Source organism: Micromonospora sp. IBSANI012, from assembly GCF_052814045.1.
This window is the reverse complement of the sequence record NZ_CP199933.1, coordinates 850,481-864,182: the sequence shown is the minus strand read 5'-3', so window position 1 is coordinate 864,182 and position 13,702 is coordinate 850,481. Positions and strand designations below refer to the sequence as shown.

The 13,702-nt window shown below is 73.9% G+C and carries 12 protein-coding genes; 5 read left to right on the top strand and 7 right to left on the bottom strand.

The features are described 5' to 3' along the window. Window positions 1-13 precede the first annotated feature (13 nt). Complete coding sequence (locus tag ACTWM8_RS04235) at window positions 14-1,957, top strand: ABC transporter ATP-binding protein (RefSeq protein ID WP_446214463.1); 1,944 nt, start codon at window positions 14-16, stop codon at window positions 1,955-1,957. A 5-nt stretch (window positions 1,958-1,962) separates the two neighbouring features. Here the strand turns inward: ACTWM8_RS04235 and thrS are convergent, their stop codons facing one another. Beyond that, window positions 1,963-3,183 (bottom strand): threonine--tRNA ligase, encoded by a 1,221-nt coding sequence (gene thrS / locus ACTWM8_RS04230; protein ID WP_446212638.1) that lies wholly within the window; start codon window positions 3,181-3,183, stop codon window positions 1,963-1,965. Window positions 3,184-3,730: 547 nt separating this feature from the next. Here thrS and ACTWM8_RS04225 point away from each other — a divergent pair. Further along, window positions 3,731-4,336 (top strand): DedA family protein, encoded by a 606-nt coding sequence (locus ACTWM8_RS04225; protein WP_446212637.1) that lies wholly within the window; start codon window positions 3,731-3,733, stop codon window positions 4,334-4,336. Between the two features lie 499 nt (window positions 4,337-4,835). Next, on the top strand, window positions 4,836-5,498 hold the full coding sequence (locus ACTWM8_RS04220; RefSeq protein WP_446212636.1) for a DUF998 domain-containing protein: 663 nt from the start codon (window positions 4,836-4,838) through the stop codon (window positions 5,496-5,498). Here ACTWM8_RS04220 and ACTWM8_RS04215 read toward each other — a convergent pair. Further along, window positions 5,476-6,879, bottom strand: coding sequence for an NAD(P)H-quinone dehydrogenase (locus tag ACTWM8_RS04215; protein WP_446212635.1), 1,404 nt, complete (start codon window positions 6,877-6,879; stop codon window positions 5,476-5,478). The two genes, ACTWM8_RS04220 and ACTWM8_RS04215, sit on opposite strands and share 23 nt — an antisense overlap. A gap of 106 nt (window positions 6,880-6,985) precedes the next feature. On the opposite strand from ACTWM8_RS04215, the gene ACTWM8_RS04210 reads away from it, so the two are divergent. Continuing rightward, window positions 6,986-7,441: a gamma-glutamylcyclotransferase gene (locus ACTWM8_RS04210; protein ID WP_154939618.1), complete on the top strand. Its 456-nt coding sequence runs from the start codon at window positions 6,986-6,988 to the stop codon at window positions 7,439-7,441. 72 nt (window positions 7,442-7,513) lie between these two features. On the opposite strand, the gene ACTWM8_RS04205 is transcribed toward ACTWM8_RS04210, so the two are convergent. The 4 genes from ACTWM8_RS04205 to ACTWM8_RS04190 all read right to left on the bottom strand — a co-directional run bounded on the left by ACTWM8_RS04205 (window position 7,514) and on the right by ACTWM8_RS04190 (window position 10,929). Then, the gene (locus ACTWM8_RS04205; protein WP_446212634.1) at window positions 7,514-8,476 is read right to left on the bottom strand and encodes a GNAT family N-acetyltransferase; all 963 of its coding nucleotides are present in this window, start codon (window positions 8,474-8,476) and stop codon (window positions 7,514-7,516) included. Between the two features lie 97 nt (window positions 8,477-8,573). Beyond that, window positions 8,574-9,323 carry an SCO6745 family protein gene (locus ACTWM8_RS04200; RefSeq protein WP_446212633.1) on the bottom strand — a complete coding sequence of 250 codons (750 nt, stop codon included), beginning with the start codon at window positions 9,321-9,323 and terminating at the stop codon, window positions 8,574-8,576. A gap of 31 nt (window positions 9,324-9,354) precedes the next feature. Next, a complete protein-coding gene (locus tag ACTWM8_RS04195; protein ID WP_446212632.1) occupies window positions 9,355-10,296 on the bottom strand; it encodes a hypothetical protein in 942 nt (313 codons plus the stop codon). A gap of 3 nt (window positions 10,297-10,299) precedes the next feature. Beyond that, window positions 10,300-10,929, bottom strand: a complete 630-nt coding sequence (locus tag ACTWM8_RS04190; protein ID WP_446212631.1) for an MBL fold metallo-hydrolase — start codon at window positions 10,927-10,929, stop codon at window positions 10,300-10,302. Window positions 10,930-11,049: 120 nt separating this feature from the next. Between ACTWM8_RS04190 and ACTWM8_RS04185 the strand changes: the two genes are divergently transcribed. Next, on the top strand, window positions 11,050-12,012 hold the full coding sequence (locus ACTWM8_RS04185) for a DUF4349 domain-containing protein (protein ID WP_446212630.1): 963 nt from the start codon (window positions 11,050-11,052) through the stop codon (window positions 12,010-12,012). Here ACTWM8_RS04185 and ACTWM8_RS04180 read toward each other — a convergent pair. After that, on the bottom strand, window positions 11,969-13,228 hold the full coding sequence (locus ACTWM8_RS04180) for an amidohydrolase (protein ID WP_446212629.1): 1,260 nt from the start codon (window positions 13,226-13,228) through the stop codon (window positions 11,969-11,971). The two genes, ACTWM8_RS04185 and ACTWM8_RS04180, sit on opposite strands and share 44 nt — an antisense overlap. Between the last annotated feature and the right edge of the window lie 474 nt (window positions 13,229-13,702).

The following is a 13,702-nucleotide window of genomic DNA, read 5'->3' as shown; positions in this document are numbered from 1 at the left end:
CGGTCCGCCGTGGATGGGCGCCGCGATGCCGGCCGAGAAGTCGATGAACTTCGGTCCGTCGGCCCGGCGCCTGCTCGGCCGGCTGCGGCCGCACCGGCTCCAGCTGGCCGCGGTGATCACGCTCGCCGTGGCGAGCATCGGGCTCAGCGTCATCGGTCCGAAGCTCCTCGGCCACGCCACCGACCTGATCTTCAGCGGGGTGATCGGTCGGCAACTGCCCGCCGGGACCACCACGGAGCAGGCCGCGGCGGCGGCCCGGGCCGCCGGCAACGACAACTACGCCGACATGCTCGCCCGGATGGACGTGGTGCCGGGCGCCGGGATCGACTTCACCGCCCTCGGCCGGGTGCTCGTCCTGGCCCTGGCGCTCTACCTGGCGGCCAGTGTGCTGATCTGGTGGCAGGGGTGGCTGCTCAACGGGGTGGTGCAGCGGACCGTGCTGCGGCTGCGCGCCGAGGTGGAGGAGAAGCTCCACCGGCTGCCTTTGCCCTACTTCGATCGGCAGCCCCGGGGCGAACTGCTCAGCCGGGTCACCAACGACATCGACAACATCTCGCAGACCCTGTCGCAGACGCTCAGCCAGCTGCTCACCTCGCTGCTGACCGTCGTCGGCGTGCTGGCGATGATGTTCTGGATCTCGCCGCTGCTGGCGTTGGTGGCGCTGGTCGCGGTGCCGCTGTCGGTGATCGTGACCCAGCGGATCGCCAAGCGGTCGCAGCAGAAGTTCATCGCCCAGTGGCGGCACACCGGTGAGCTGAACGGCCAGATCGAGGAGGCGTACACCGGCCACGAGCTGGTCAAGGTCTTCGGTCGGCAGCGCGAGGTGGAAGCCGCCTTCCACGCGAAGAACGAGGAGCTGTTCCGAGCCAGCTTCGGGGCTCAGTTCATCTCCGGGATCATCATGCCGGCGATGATGTTCGTCGGGAACCTCAGCTACGTCGCGATCGCCGTGGTCGGCGGGCTGCGGGTGGCCTCCGGGACGATGAGCCTCGGCGACGTGCAGGCGTTCATCCAGTACTCGCGGCAGTTCACCCAGCCGCTCACCCAGGTCGCCTCGATGGCGAACCTGCTCCAGTCCGGGGTGGCCTCCGCCGAGCGGGTCTTCGCGGTGCTCGACGCCCAGGAGCAGAGCCAGGACAAGGTTGCGCCGCCCCGGGTCACCGGCCGGGTCGAGTTCGCACACGTCTCCTTCCGGTACGACCCGGAAAAGCCGCTGATCGACGACCTGTCGCTGGTCGCCGAGCCGGGTCACACCGTGGCGATCGTCGGCCCGACCGGCGCCGGCAAGACCACCCTGGTCAATCTGATCATGCGCTTCTACGAGCTGGACGCGGGCTGGATCACCCTCGACGGGGTGGACATCACCAGCATGCCCCGGGACGAGCTGCGCAGCCGGATCGGCATGGTGCTCCAGGACACCTGGCTCTTCGGCGGCACCATCCGGGACAACATCGCCTACGGCCGGCCGGACGCTACCGAGGAGGAGATCCTGGCCGCCGCCCGGGCCACCTTCGTGGACCGCTTCGTGCGCAGCCTCCCGGACGGGTACGACACCGTCATCGACGAGGAGGGCAGCAACGTCAGCGCCGGCGAGAAGCAGCTCATCACGATCGCCCGGGCGTTCCTGGCCGAGCCGTCGCTGCTGATCCTCGACGAGGCCACCAGCAGTGTGGACACCCGCACGGAGGTGCTGCTCCAGCGGGCGATGGCGGCGCTGCGCTCGGACCGGACCAGCTTCGTCATCGCGCACCGGCTCTCCACCATCCGCGACGCCGACCTGATCCTGATGATGGAGCACGGCCGGATCGTCGAGCAGGGCACCCACGAGCAGTTGCTCGCCGCGAAGGGGGCGTACCACCGGCTGTACCGGTCGCAGTTCGCCGGCGCGCTGGTGGACGACGAGGACGACGGGGCGGCCCCCCGGACCCCGTCGGTCCAGGGGGCGCTCTCCTCATGACCGGCTCAGGCGGGCGCCGGCAGCAGGTCGGCCGAGCGGGCGGCGACCACCGCCCCGACCAGCCCCAACGCGTCCGCGACGGGCATCGGTTCCAACCCCCGGCCGTCGCGCAGGCGCAGCGAGACCGACCCGTCGGCCGCCTCCCGGGCGCCCACCACCCCGACGTACGGCACCCGGCGGTGGGCGGCGTCGCGGATCCGGGCGCCCAGCGAGCCGCCGGCGTCGACCTCGGCCCGCAGCCCGGCGGCGACGGCCCGGCGGGCGAGTTCGGCGGCCGCCCCCGCCTGCCCGGCATCGACCGGCAGCAGCACCAGCTGCACCGGGGCGTACCAGGCCGGGAAGGCGCCCTGGTGCACCTCGATCAGGTAGGCGAAGAGCCGTTCCATGCTGCCGACCAGGCTGCGGTGCACCATCACCGGCCGCCGCCGGGCCCCGGACGCGTCGGTGTACGACAGGTCGAACCGCTCCGGCTTGTCGAAGTCGAGCTGGACGGTGGAGAGGGTGGACTCCCGGCCGGCGGCGTCGACGATCTGAATGTCGATCTTCGGGCCGTAGAAGGCGGCCTCGCCCGGAGCCTCTGTGAAGGCGACCCCGTCGAGCGCCGCGCGCAGCAGGTCCTCGGCCCGCGCCCACTGGGCGTCGTCGCCGACGTACTTCTCCCCCGGCCCGCGCAGCGACAGCCGGAACCCGGCCGGGCGGACGCCGAGCGCGGCGTGCGCCTCGCGGATCAGCCGCAGGATCTCCCGCACCTCCTCGCCGACCTGGTCCAGTGCGCAGAAGTTGTGCGCGTCGTTGAGCGAGATGGCGCGGACCCGGGACAGGCCGCCCAGCACGCCCGACCGCTCCGCCCGGTACATCCCGCCCAGCTCGGCGATGCGCAGCGGCAGCTCCCGGTAGGAGCGGCCGCGCGCCCGGTAGACCAGCGCGTGGTGCGGGCAGAGCGCCGGCCGCAGCACGAACTCGTCGTCGGCGCTGAGCCGCAGCGGCGGGAACATGTCGTCGGCGAAGTAGCCGAGGTGCCCGGAGAGCGCGAACAGCTCCCGTTTGCCCAGCGGCGGCGAGTAGACGTGCTGGTAGCCGGCCTGTCGTTCCAGGTCACGGACGTACTCCTCGACCGCGTGCCGGGCGGCGGCGCCGGCCGGCAGCCAGATCGGCAGCCCGGCGCCGGCGAGCGGGTCGGAGACGAACAGGTCCAGCTCCCGGCCGAGCCTGCGGTGGTCGATCATGTCGCTCTCCTCACGGGTGATGACCCGGGAGCGACCTCGCCACGGACGCCGCGAGGCCCCGGGGCGGATCGCCCCGGGGCCTCGTCGACGTCGAACGTCAGTGCGGCGCGCCGGGGTTTCCCGGCGTCGTGGTCACCACCGCGCTGCGCATGCTTCGACGGTACGGGCGCGGCGCGCGGCGGTGCCAGCGCATTTCCGGCTCGCGCCGCCGGCCGCCCGGATGGGCGTCGGAGCGAGCCGGGAGGAGGGGCGGGCCGCCGGCACGGGACCTGCCGGCGACCCGCGGCGGCCGGCTCGTCAGGAACGGGGGGCCCGACGCGCGTACGGCCGCGCGCCGACAACGGTACGCCGAGGAGCGCGGATCCGCCGTCCGCATCCCGCCCGGATTCGACCCGTTCCGCCCATCACCCCCGGCCGAACTGCGTCGTTGTACCCAAGTGGCCCTGTCGTGTCCACCGTCACCACCGGCCGGGGCTGGCCCCGGTGACGGCGAACACGCCGTCAGGCTCGGGGGATCTGATCGGCCTTGACCGGCGAGGTGGCAGTCGTGCTCGAACTTCTCACTGACGTCGCCTCGCCGACGTGGGCGTACGTCGTGCTGCTCGGCCTGCTGATCGCCGACGCGTTCGTGCCGGTCATCCCGACCCAGATCGTGATGATCACCAGCGGCGCGCTGACCGTCTACGGCGGGCTCAGCCTGCCGCTGACCATCGGCGTCGGCGCGCTCGGCGTCTTCGCCGGTGACCTGGCCTGCTACCTGCTCGGCCGCAGCGCCCCCGACCGGCACGCGCCCCGGCACGCCGAGCCGAGCCGGGCCCGCCGGATGGCCGGCCGGGTGACCCGGGGGCTGCGCGAGCCGGGGCCGCTGGTCATCCTGCTCTGCCGGTTCGTGCCCGGCGGCCGGATGGCGGCCTGCTTCTCCGCCGGCCGCAGCCGGTACCCCTACCGGCTCTTCCTCTTCTACGAGGGCGCCGCGGCGACCGGTTGGGCGGCCTACGGCGGTTTGGTCGGCCACCTCGGCGGCACGGCGCTGACCGAGTCGGCCTGGCGGCTGGCGCTGATCGCGGCCGCGGCGGCGGCCGGGTTCGCGGCGGCGGGTTGGGCGATGACGCTGGTCAGTGCCCGCACCCGCAGCGAGGTACCCGTCGACTGACGCCCGCCCCGCTCGGTCTCGGCGCGGCGCCCCGTCACGACCTGGCGCCCGTCATGGCGCGATGCCCGTCACGATGCGACGCCTCATACCGCCAGGCGCCCGTCACGACGCGACGCCCGTCACGGCGCGACGCCTCTTACCGCGCGACGCCCGTCACGGCGCGACGCCTGCCACGGCGCGACGCCCCTTACCGCCCGGCGCCCGTCACGGCGCGATGCCCGCCACGACCCGGCGGGCCCGTCGCGACCCAATGCCCGTCAGGACGCGCCACCCGGCGCGACGCGGGCACCCCTTCCGGCGCTACCAACCTGATGACGTCAACGGATCGCCGTCGGCGTGAGTCGTTGGTGTCGTCAGGTCGGTAGCGTCCAGCGGCGGTGAGGCCCTCCCCACCGGCGGACCATCGCCCCACCGGCACCGCACTAGGGGTGGACCCCGGCCGCGATCTCGGTGGGCGTCCCCGATCCGCTTCGGGTCGCTCCGGCGACAGGCTGGCGGCATGCCCACGACCCGGAACCTTGGCCTGGTGGCCCTCGGCGCGATCGCCCTGGCGGCGTTGCTCACCGTGATCGGCCACCTGGAGGTGAACGACGACCTGAACCCCTGGTCGCTGACCGTCAGCGACTTCGCCGTGTCCGACCGGGGCGGCGTCATCGACGTGGCGATGGTGGCGCTCGCGGTCGCCGCCGCCGTGCTGATCCCCGCCCTGCGCCGCGTCCGCCGGTCCCGGACCGTGGGCGAGCTGCCGCTCGCCGCCGCGGCCGGCGGGTTGTTGCTGGCCGCGGTGGTGCCCACGAACGAGCCCGGCCTGCCCATGGACGCCGCCGCGTACCTGCACCGGTACGCCTCCGTGGTGACCTTCGTGGCGCTGCCGGTGGGTGGCTGGCTGCTCGCCCGGCGGGACGCGCTGCCCGGGACCGCGCCCTGGCTGCGCGCCCTGGCGCTGGTCAGTCTCGCGCTCGCCGGGGCCATGATCTGGTCGGCCTACCCGGGCGACCGGCTGCTGATCGGGCTCGCCGAGCGGCTGCTGATCCTGGCCGAGGTGGGGCTGCTCGCGGTCGTCGCCACCGCCCTGGTCCGCCGGGGTGGCCGGGGACCGGGCAGCGCCGGGCCGGCGGGCCGGCCCGGCGCCCCGGGGCTCACTCCAGCTCGTGGAGCATGAGCTGGCGGGCCGCCTCGGTGATCGACCCGGACAGCGACGGGTAGATCGTGATGGTCTGGGCCAGCTCGTTGACGGTGAGGTTGTTCTCCACCGCCATGGTGATCGGCAGGATCAGCTCGCTCGCCTTGGGCGCCACCACCACGCCGCCGACCACCTGGCCGCTGGCCGGGCGGCAGAACAGCTTCACGAAGCCGTCGGCCAGGTCGTCCATCTTCGCCCGGGCGTTGCCCGACAGCGGCAGCATCACCTGGCGGGCGGGCACCTTGCCGGCCTCCACCTCGTCCTGGGAGACGCCGACCGTGGCCAGCTCCGGGTCGGTGAAGACGTTCGCCGCCACGGTACGCAGCCGCAGCGGCCGGACCGCCTCGCCCAGCGCGTGCCACATCGCAATCCGGCCCTGCATCGCGGCGACGCTGGCGAGCGGCAGCACACCGGTGCAGTCGCCGGCCGCGTAGATGCCGGGGACGTTGGTACGTGAGACCCGGTCGACGGTGACGTAACCGCCCCGGGCCAGCTCGACGCCGTACTCCGCCAGCCCCAGGTCGGCGGTGTTGGGGATCGAGCCGACGGCGATCAGCGCGTGCGAGCCGGACACGAGCCGGCCGTCGGAGAGCTGGACCTCGACGCCGTCGTCGGTGCGGCGGACCGCGTCCGCCCGGGAGTTGTTGAGGATGCTCATGCCCCGGTTGCGGAACACCCGCTCGATGGCCATCGCCGCGTCGGCGTCCTCGTGCGGCATGACCCGGTCCCGGCTGGAGACGAGCGTGACCTGGACGCCCATCGCCAGGTAGGCGCTGGCGAACTCGGCGCCGGTGACGCCGGAGCCGACCACGATCAGGTGCTCGGGCAGCTCGGGCAGGTCGTACACCTGCCGCCAGGTCAGGATCCGCTCGCCGTCGGGCACGGCGGTGGGCAGCTGGCGCGGGGTGGCGCCGGTGGCGACCAGGACGGTCGACGCGGCGATCGACTGCTCGGGGCCGCCGTCGGCCGGGGTGACGATCACCCGGTGGGTGTGACCGAGCGTGTCCTCGCCCAGCCGGGCGGTCCCGGCCACGAAGGTCACCCCGGCCTTGACCAGCTTGGTGTGGATGTCGTCGGACTGGGCCAGGGCGAGCCGCTTCACCCGCTCGTGGACCGCGCGGGCGTCGACGGTGACCGCCTCCAGCCCATCGGAGTGCACCCCGAACTCCTCGGTGTCCCGGTAGCCGGTGACCACCTGTGAGCTGGCGATGAACGTCTTCGACGGCACACAGTCGGAGAGCACGCAGGCGCCGCCGGCCCCCTCGGCCTCCACCACGGTGACGTCGGCGTCCAGCTGCGCGGCGACCAGCGCCGCCTCGTAGCCGGCCGGTCCCCCGCCGATGATCACGATCCGGCTCACAGCGCACGCCCCTCGTCGATGTTCACAGTGACTTTCTTCTCCCGAACGTGTCCGACACGCACCGTCGTATTCTCCCCCACCCGCCCGCCGAGCTATCGTCATCGCCGTGCGTCACTACGCCGCCTACGGCTCAAACCTGGACCCCGCCCGGATGCGCGCCTACTGTCCGCATTCGCCGATGGTGGGCACCGGCTGGCTGGAGGGCTGGCGGCTGACCTTCGCGGGCGAGGACGTGATCGGCTGGGAGGGCTCCGTCAGCACCGTCGTCGAGTCCCCGGGCGACCGGGTCTTCGTGGCGCTGTACGACATCCACCCGTACGACGCCGCGCAGCTCGACGAGATCGAGGGCGTGACCGCCGGCACGTACCGCAAGCTGCACGTCCGCGTCTCGACCCTGGACGGCGACGTCACCGCGTGGGTCTACGTCTTCGACGGGTACGAGGGCGGCCTGCCGACCTCCTGGTACCTGTCGGAGATCGCGAACGCCGCCGAGAAGGCGGGCGCGCCGGACGACTACGTCACCGAGCTGCGGTCCCGCCCCACCGGCACCGCGTCGGCGTAGCGCGTATCGCACGCGTCCAGTCTGCTCCGGGCGCCACGGACCGTCACCGCCGGCCCCGGGCGGCGTCGCCCATCACACACCCGCGGCGGAGACGAGCCGCTCGTACATGTCGGTCCAGCGCACCTCGGCCAGCCCCACCGAGCGGTAGAGGGTCACCGGGGCGGTCGGGTTGGTCAGGTCCACGCCGAGCCCGGCGGCGGCGCGGCCCTTGGTGGCGTAGCCGGTGAGGGCCCGCCACAGCAGCGCCGCGCCCACCCCGCGCCGCCGGTACGCGGGCAGCACCGACAGCGTGCGGACCCAGCCCATGTCCTGATCCAGCGCCTGGTCGGAGGATTGCAGCGCGCCGGCCGGCTCGCCGTCGACCTCGGCCACGAACCACTCGTCCCAGACCTTGCCGGACGCCGGGATCTGCTCCCGCCAGCGGTCGAAGCCGACCGCCTCGTAGTCCGGGGTGTCCCGGAACGCGGTGTCGAAGATCCGGTGGAACAGGCGCAGGTCCGCCTCGTCGTCGGGGCGCAGCGGGCGCACGGTCACCCCCGGCGGGGGCGGCGGCTCGGCGGGGAGCCCGGCCAGCGAGCGGGTCATCCGCACGTACCGCTTGACCCGGGTGAAGCCGGCCTCGGCCAGCTCCGCCGCCCAGCGGGTCTCCGGCGGAAAGACGGTGGACCGGACGGTCAGCGCGGGCAGGTCCCGCTCGGCGGCCCGCTCGGCAACCCGGTCGAGCATCCGGGCCAGCAGCGGGGCGCGCAGGTCCGCGCCGCGCTCCGGGTCGACGTAGACCTCGACGAAGTCGCGGCCCACCCCGGTCGGGTTGTCCACCGCCGTCCAGGCGACGACCGTCCCGTCGGGGTCGGTGACCAGCCAGGAGTCGCGGGCGGGGTCGAAGAAGGGGGCGGTCAGCGCGGCCCGGACGTCCTCGGCGTCGAAGTCCGGGTAACCGACGGCGAAGGTGTCGGCGGCGTGCACCACGGCGAGGATGGCGGGGACGTCGTCGAGGGTGGGGCGGCGCGTGGTCCAACCAGCGGGAAGCGTCACGGCGCGATCCTGGCAGGGCGGGCGGGTCCCGCGCCGCCGGTTTTTTTCCGCCCCAAGGTCGACCGCCCGGCCCGAGAGACCGCGACCGGGGCGGTGGTCAGCGCGCGGGGGTGCCGGACAGCAGGGCCCGGGTGGCGGTGAGCAGTTCCACCAGCTCCGCACCTTCCCCCGGGCGCAAGGTGCGGAAGGCGGTGGCGGTCAACCGGTCGGTCATCGCCTCGGCCCAGAGCCGCCGCCGCACCAGCGGGCCGACCGGCGGGTACGGTGGCGACCAGCCGCAGGCCGACGCCCCCGCCTCCCCCTCCGGCCCGGCGAGCACCGCCTCCAGCGGGGTCATCCCGGCCGCCCGCACCGCCAGCAGGTACGCCCCGGTGAAGTGCTCGCGGAGCAGCAGCAGCGCCACCGCGGCGCGGGCGCCGGCGGCGTGCTGCGGCACCGGCATCGCCCGCCAGGCGGCGAAGAGCGGCATCCCGGTGGCGTCCGCCGCGGCGACCACCCGCTCCAGCAGCACGGCCAGCCGGGGCATCCCGGGCAGGTCGTCCAGGTGCTGGGCACCCCACCGGCAGCACTCGGCGAGGTTGGCGCTGGCCACCTCCAGCGGACGGACCACCCGGGCGGCGGCGTCCCAACCGTCGGCGACGGCGTCCGGGGCGATGAAGCCGACCGCGGCGGCGACGGTCTCCGCGCGGACGTCGCCGAGGGCACCGGCCCGCCCGGTGATGTAGAAGGCCCAGCCGGAGATGCCCAGCAGCCGTGCCCGGCGCAGCGTCCCCGGGCAGCGGCTGAACAGCTCGCCCAGTTCGAGCACGGCGGGCTTGCTGGCGGCTGCCACCTGTTCCGGCGTCATCCTGACCGCCCGCTGCACGCATCCATCGCGCTCAGTGTGCCTCGCCGTCGCCCGTGGCGACATCCTCCTCTTCGGCGTCCAGCGCCTCGATCGCCGCCTCCACCTCGCCGGTCCGGCGGCGCGCGGCGGTGAGCGACCGTTCGGCAGCCCGGCGGGCCAGTTTGGACCGGCTCACCTCCTGCTCGGCGGCGGCCCGGCGACGCTCCAGTTCGGCCAGTTCGGCCTCGATCTTTTCAAGCGCGGCGCCGCCGTCCCGCTCGGCCGCCGCCGCGCCGTCCAGCTCCTTCTCCGCCCGCCCCTGTTCGGTACGCGCCGACGCCAGCTCCCGTTCCAGCGCCCGGCGTCGTTTCGCGCGCTCGGCCCGGGCGGCCCGCTCCGCCGCCCGCTCGTCGCGCGCCCGGCGCTCCCCGGCCCGTTCCGCCGCCCGGTCCGGTGCCCGTGGCGGCTCCTCCAACCCGCCGGTGACCAGCCGCAGCTGCGGCCGGGGCACCTCGCCGAAGCCGGCGTAGTGGACGGCCCGCAGCAGGGTGCCGGCACGGACCTGCTCGGCCACCTCGGCGTCGGCGAGCGCCGCGTTGAGGGTGGCCTCCACCTCGCCCAGCGGCAGCTTCCCGGCCGACGGGGCGTCCGGGTTGCGGGCCGCGATCCGGCGCACCTCGGCGACCAGCGCGGCGACGACCGCGCGCCGCTGGGCGGAGAGCTCGCGCAGCTTCGGCCCCTTCAGGTCGCGCTGGGCGGTGCGCAGCGCGTCGGCGAGCTGGGCCAGGTCGGCGACCAGTTCGGGGCGTTCGAGGGCGAGCAGGTTGACCAGCCAGGCCGCCACGGTGGGGCGCTTGAGCCGGGCGATCTGGCGGGCGCCGGCGGCGTCACCGGAGCGGCGGGCCTCGGCGACGGCGGCGTCCCGGGCGGCGACGAACCGGTCCGGGGGCGTGCGGTACAGCCGCTGGACCAGGTCGGAGGGGAGCGCGGGCACGGCTCAGGCGTCGATCCGGCTGCCCGGTTCCAGCCGCCGGTAGTCGGTCCCGGACAGGGCCGTGTACTGCCGGTCGAGCACGGCGAACCCGTTGCCGTTGAGCAGCCCGTCGTGCAGGGCGTACGCGCGGCGCGGCGCGACCGCCCGGATGAAGTCGACCACCTCGGAGAACTTCGACCAGGGCGCATGGATCGGCGCGAAGAGGGTGTCGACCTGGACGTCGTCCGGCACGAACAGCGCGTCCCCCGGGTGGTAGACGACGTCGTTGAACAGGTACCCGAGGTTCTCCACGACCGGGATGTCGGGGTGGATGACGGCGTGCCGGCCGCCGTAGGCGCGGACCGCCACGCCGGCGGCGGTGAACGACTCCCCGGGGGCGACCACGGTCAGCGCCTCCTCGGCGTCACCCAGGACGCCGGCTAGCGAGGCCGGGCCGTTGACGGTGAACGGGCGGCGCTCCAGCGCCCGGGTCAGCGCCTCGACGTTCACGTGGTCCGGGTGCTCGTGGGTGATCAGCACCGCGTCCACCCCGTCCAGCGCCGCCGGCTCGCTGAGGACTCCGGGGTCGACGACGAGCACTCCCCCGTCGTGCTCCAGCCGGAGGCAGGAGTGGGCGTACTTGGTGAGTTGCATACGTGACTCCTCGATTATCGAATCGTGACGTCCTCAGCGCAGTCTGCCGGAACCGGCGCGGTGTCGCGTCGCGTCCGAGCTATCGCCCCGGGACCGGGGTAGTCAGAGGACGGAGCGGGGATGGACAGACAGATGACACGACGCCGGGGCAGGGCCCTGGCGGCGCTGGGGCTGGCGGCGTTGCTGCTGGCCGGTTGCGGAGCGGCGGACCGCTCGGACTCGGCGGGTGACTCGGCGGCCGAGGCCCCGGCTGGCGGGGCGCCGGTGGGTGGGGCGGCCGAGCAGGGCAAGGCCGGCGCGGGCGCACCGGACCTGCGGGTGGACCAGCGGTCGATCATCTACACCGGAACGATGCGGGTGCAGGTGGACGACGTCGAGGGCGCCGCCCGTCGGGCGGTCGCCGCGGTGGGCGCGGCCGGTGGGTTCGTCGGTGGGGACAACCGGCGCAGCGTGGCCGCCGACGCCGAGGCGGAGCTGGAGCTGCGGGTGCCGGCGGCGAAGTTCACCGCGCTCATCGACGAGCTGGCGACGTACGGCAAGCAGCAGCGCCGGGAGGTGAAGACGCAGGACGTCACCGAAGAGACGGTCGACCTGGACGCTCGGATCGCCACCCAGCGGGCCAGGGTGGAAAGTGCCCGCAAGCTGCTGTCCCGGGCCACCTCGATCCCCGAGCTGGTGTCGCTGGAGGACGAGGTGTCCCGGCGGGAGGCCGACCTCGCCTCGCTGGAGGCGAAGAAGCGCCGGCTGTCCGACCTGACCGCGCTCTCCACCATCACCGTGACGTTCGTCGGGAAGGACGCCTCGACGGCCGAGGAGGAGACCGAGACCGGCTTCATGGTGGGGCTGCGCGGCGGCTGGAAGGTCTTCGTGGCCTCGATGACCATCCTGCTGACCGTGCTCGGGGCGGTGCTGCCCTGGCTGCTGACGTTCGGCGTACCCCTGGTGGTGTTCCTGGCGGTGCTGCGCAGGCGGCGTCGCGGGCGGCCCGCGCCACCGGCGCCGCCCACCACGCCGGTCGGCCCGCCGCGTCCGCCGGCGCCTACCGCACCGCCGCCAGTGCCCGCAGCGCGGTCTGGACCATGAGGCGCACCCCGGCGGGGATGGCCCGCTCGTCGACGTCGAACGACGCCCGGTGCAGGTCCACGTTGGGCCCGGACCGGCCGACGCCGAGGCGGGCCAACGCGCCGGGGACGTACTCCAGGTACCAGGAGAAGTCCTCGCCGCCCATGCTCTGCGGCGTCTCGGCGATCCCCTCGGGGCCGAGCGCCGCGGCGGTGGCGGCGGTGAGGACCCCGATGGCGCGGGCGTCGTTGCTCACCGGCGGACGGCCGCGCAGGTATTCCAGGTCGACCGTGGCGCCGGTGGGCGCGATGACGTCCCGGACCACCTGAGCAACGATCTTGGGAGCCAGCTCCCAGGTGTCGCGATCCATCACCCGCAGGGTGCCCGAGGCGCACGCCTCGGACGGGATGACGTTGTACCGGGTGCCGGCCGAGGCGTGGCCGAACACCAGCAGCAGCCCGCTGTTGGCCGGCACCCGCCGACTGACCAGCGCCGGCACCTCGGTGACCAGCCGGCCGAGCGCGTCGACCAGGTCGACCGTCAGGTGCGGCCGGGCGGTGTGCCCGCCCGGGCCGGTGAGCCGGACGGTGACGTTGTCGGCGGCGGCGGTGATCGGGCCGACCCGCAGGCCGACCTTGCCCACCGGCAGGTTGGGGTCGCAGTGCACGGCGAAGATCTGGACCACGTCCTCCAGGCCGCCGGCCTCGATGACCTCCAGCGAGCCGCAGGGCAGGATCTCCTCGGCCGGCTGGAAGATCAGCCGCACCCGGCCGTCGAGCTGGCCGGCGTCGGCGAGCTGGGCCAGCAGCATGCCGACGCCGAGCATCACCGAAGTGTGCACGTCGTGGCCGCAGGCGTGGCAGACGCCCTCCACCGTGGACCGGTACGACACGTCCTTGACGTCGGTCAGCGGCAGCGCGTCGATGTCGGCGCGCAGCGCGATGACCGGCCCGTCCGGGCGGCCGTCGATGTCGCAGATGACCCCGTTGCCCTTGGGCAGCAGCCGCGGGTGCAGGCCGGCCAGGGAGAGCTCCCGCGCGATCAGCGCCGCCGTCTCGAACTCCTCGCCGGAGAGCTCCGGGTGGGAGTGGATGTGGCGACGGGTGGCGATGAGGCCGGGTACCCGCAGGGCGAGCAGATGGTCGAGCTCGTAGGGCAGGGGCTGGGACCCGGATGGCGCCTCCGGCCAGGACGACGCCAGCTGGCTGCCGTTCGGCAGCGTCAACGCACTCGTCACGTCGAATTCTCGATCACTAGGAATGGACGGATCATCGGGGAGGACAGCAGACAGCCTAGACCTCCGACGGTGACGCTGGGCAACCTCGTTACGGTAGTGATCGGACCGCACAGCGTCACGTAAGCCCTGGTGAGAGGGCTCGAATATCTGCGGGACAGCAGGTAGATCGCGTTCGAACGCCGTCATCTGCCCCACACCTCCTACAACGCGTAACCGATTCGGCGGTCGCGAAATCGGCGTCGATCCGGGGCCGTCGTTCCGAATTGTCGCATTAGTCGCCGCGATTAACTGCCGCTCGGACAATTAACCGACGACAGCCGGCGACCAGGCGACTCCCGACGGTGACACGGTCGTCCCGCGCGCGGCCGGACACGCTGTCCGTCCCGTTCACCCGTTCGGGTTACCCAGGAACCCACGCGGCACACGCCCCGCCCGGAAGGCCACGCTGCCCGGGCGCCCACGGGAGCCTCGAGG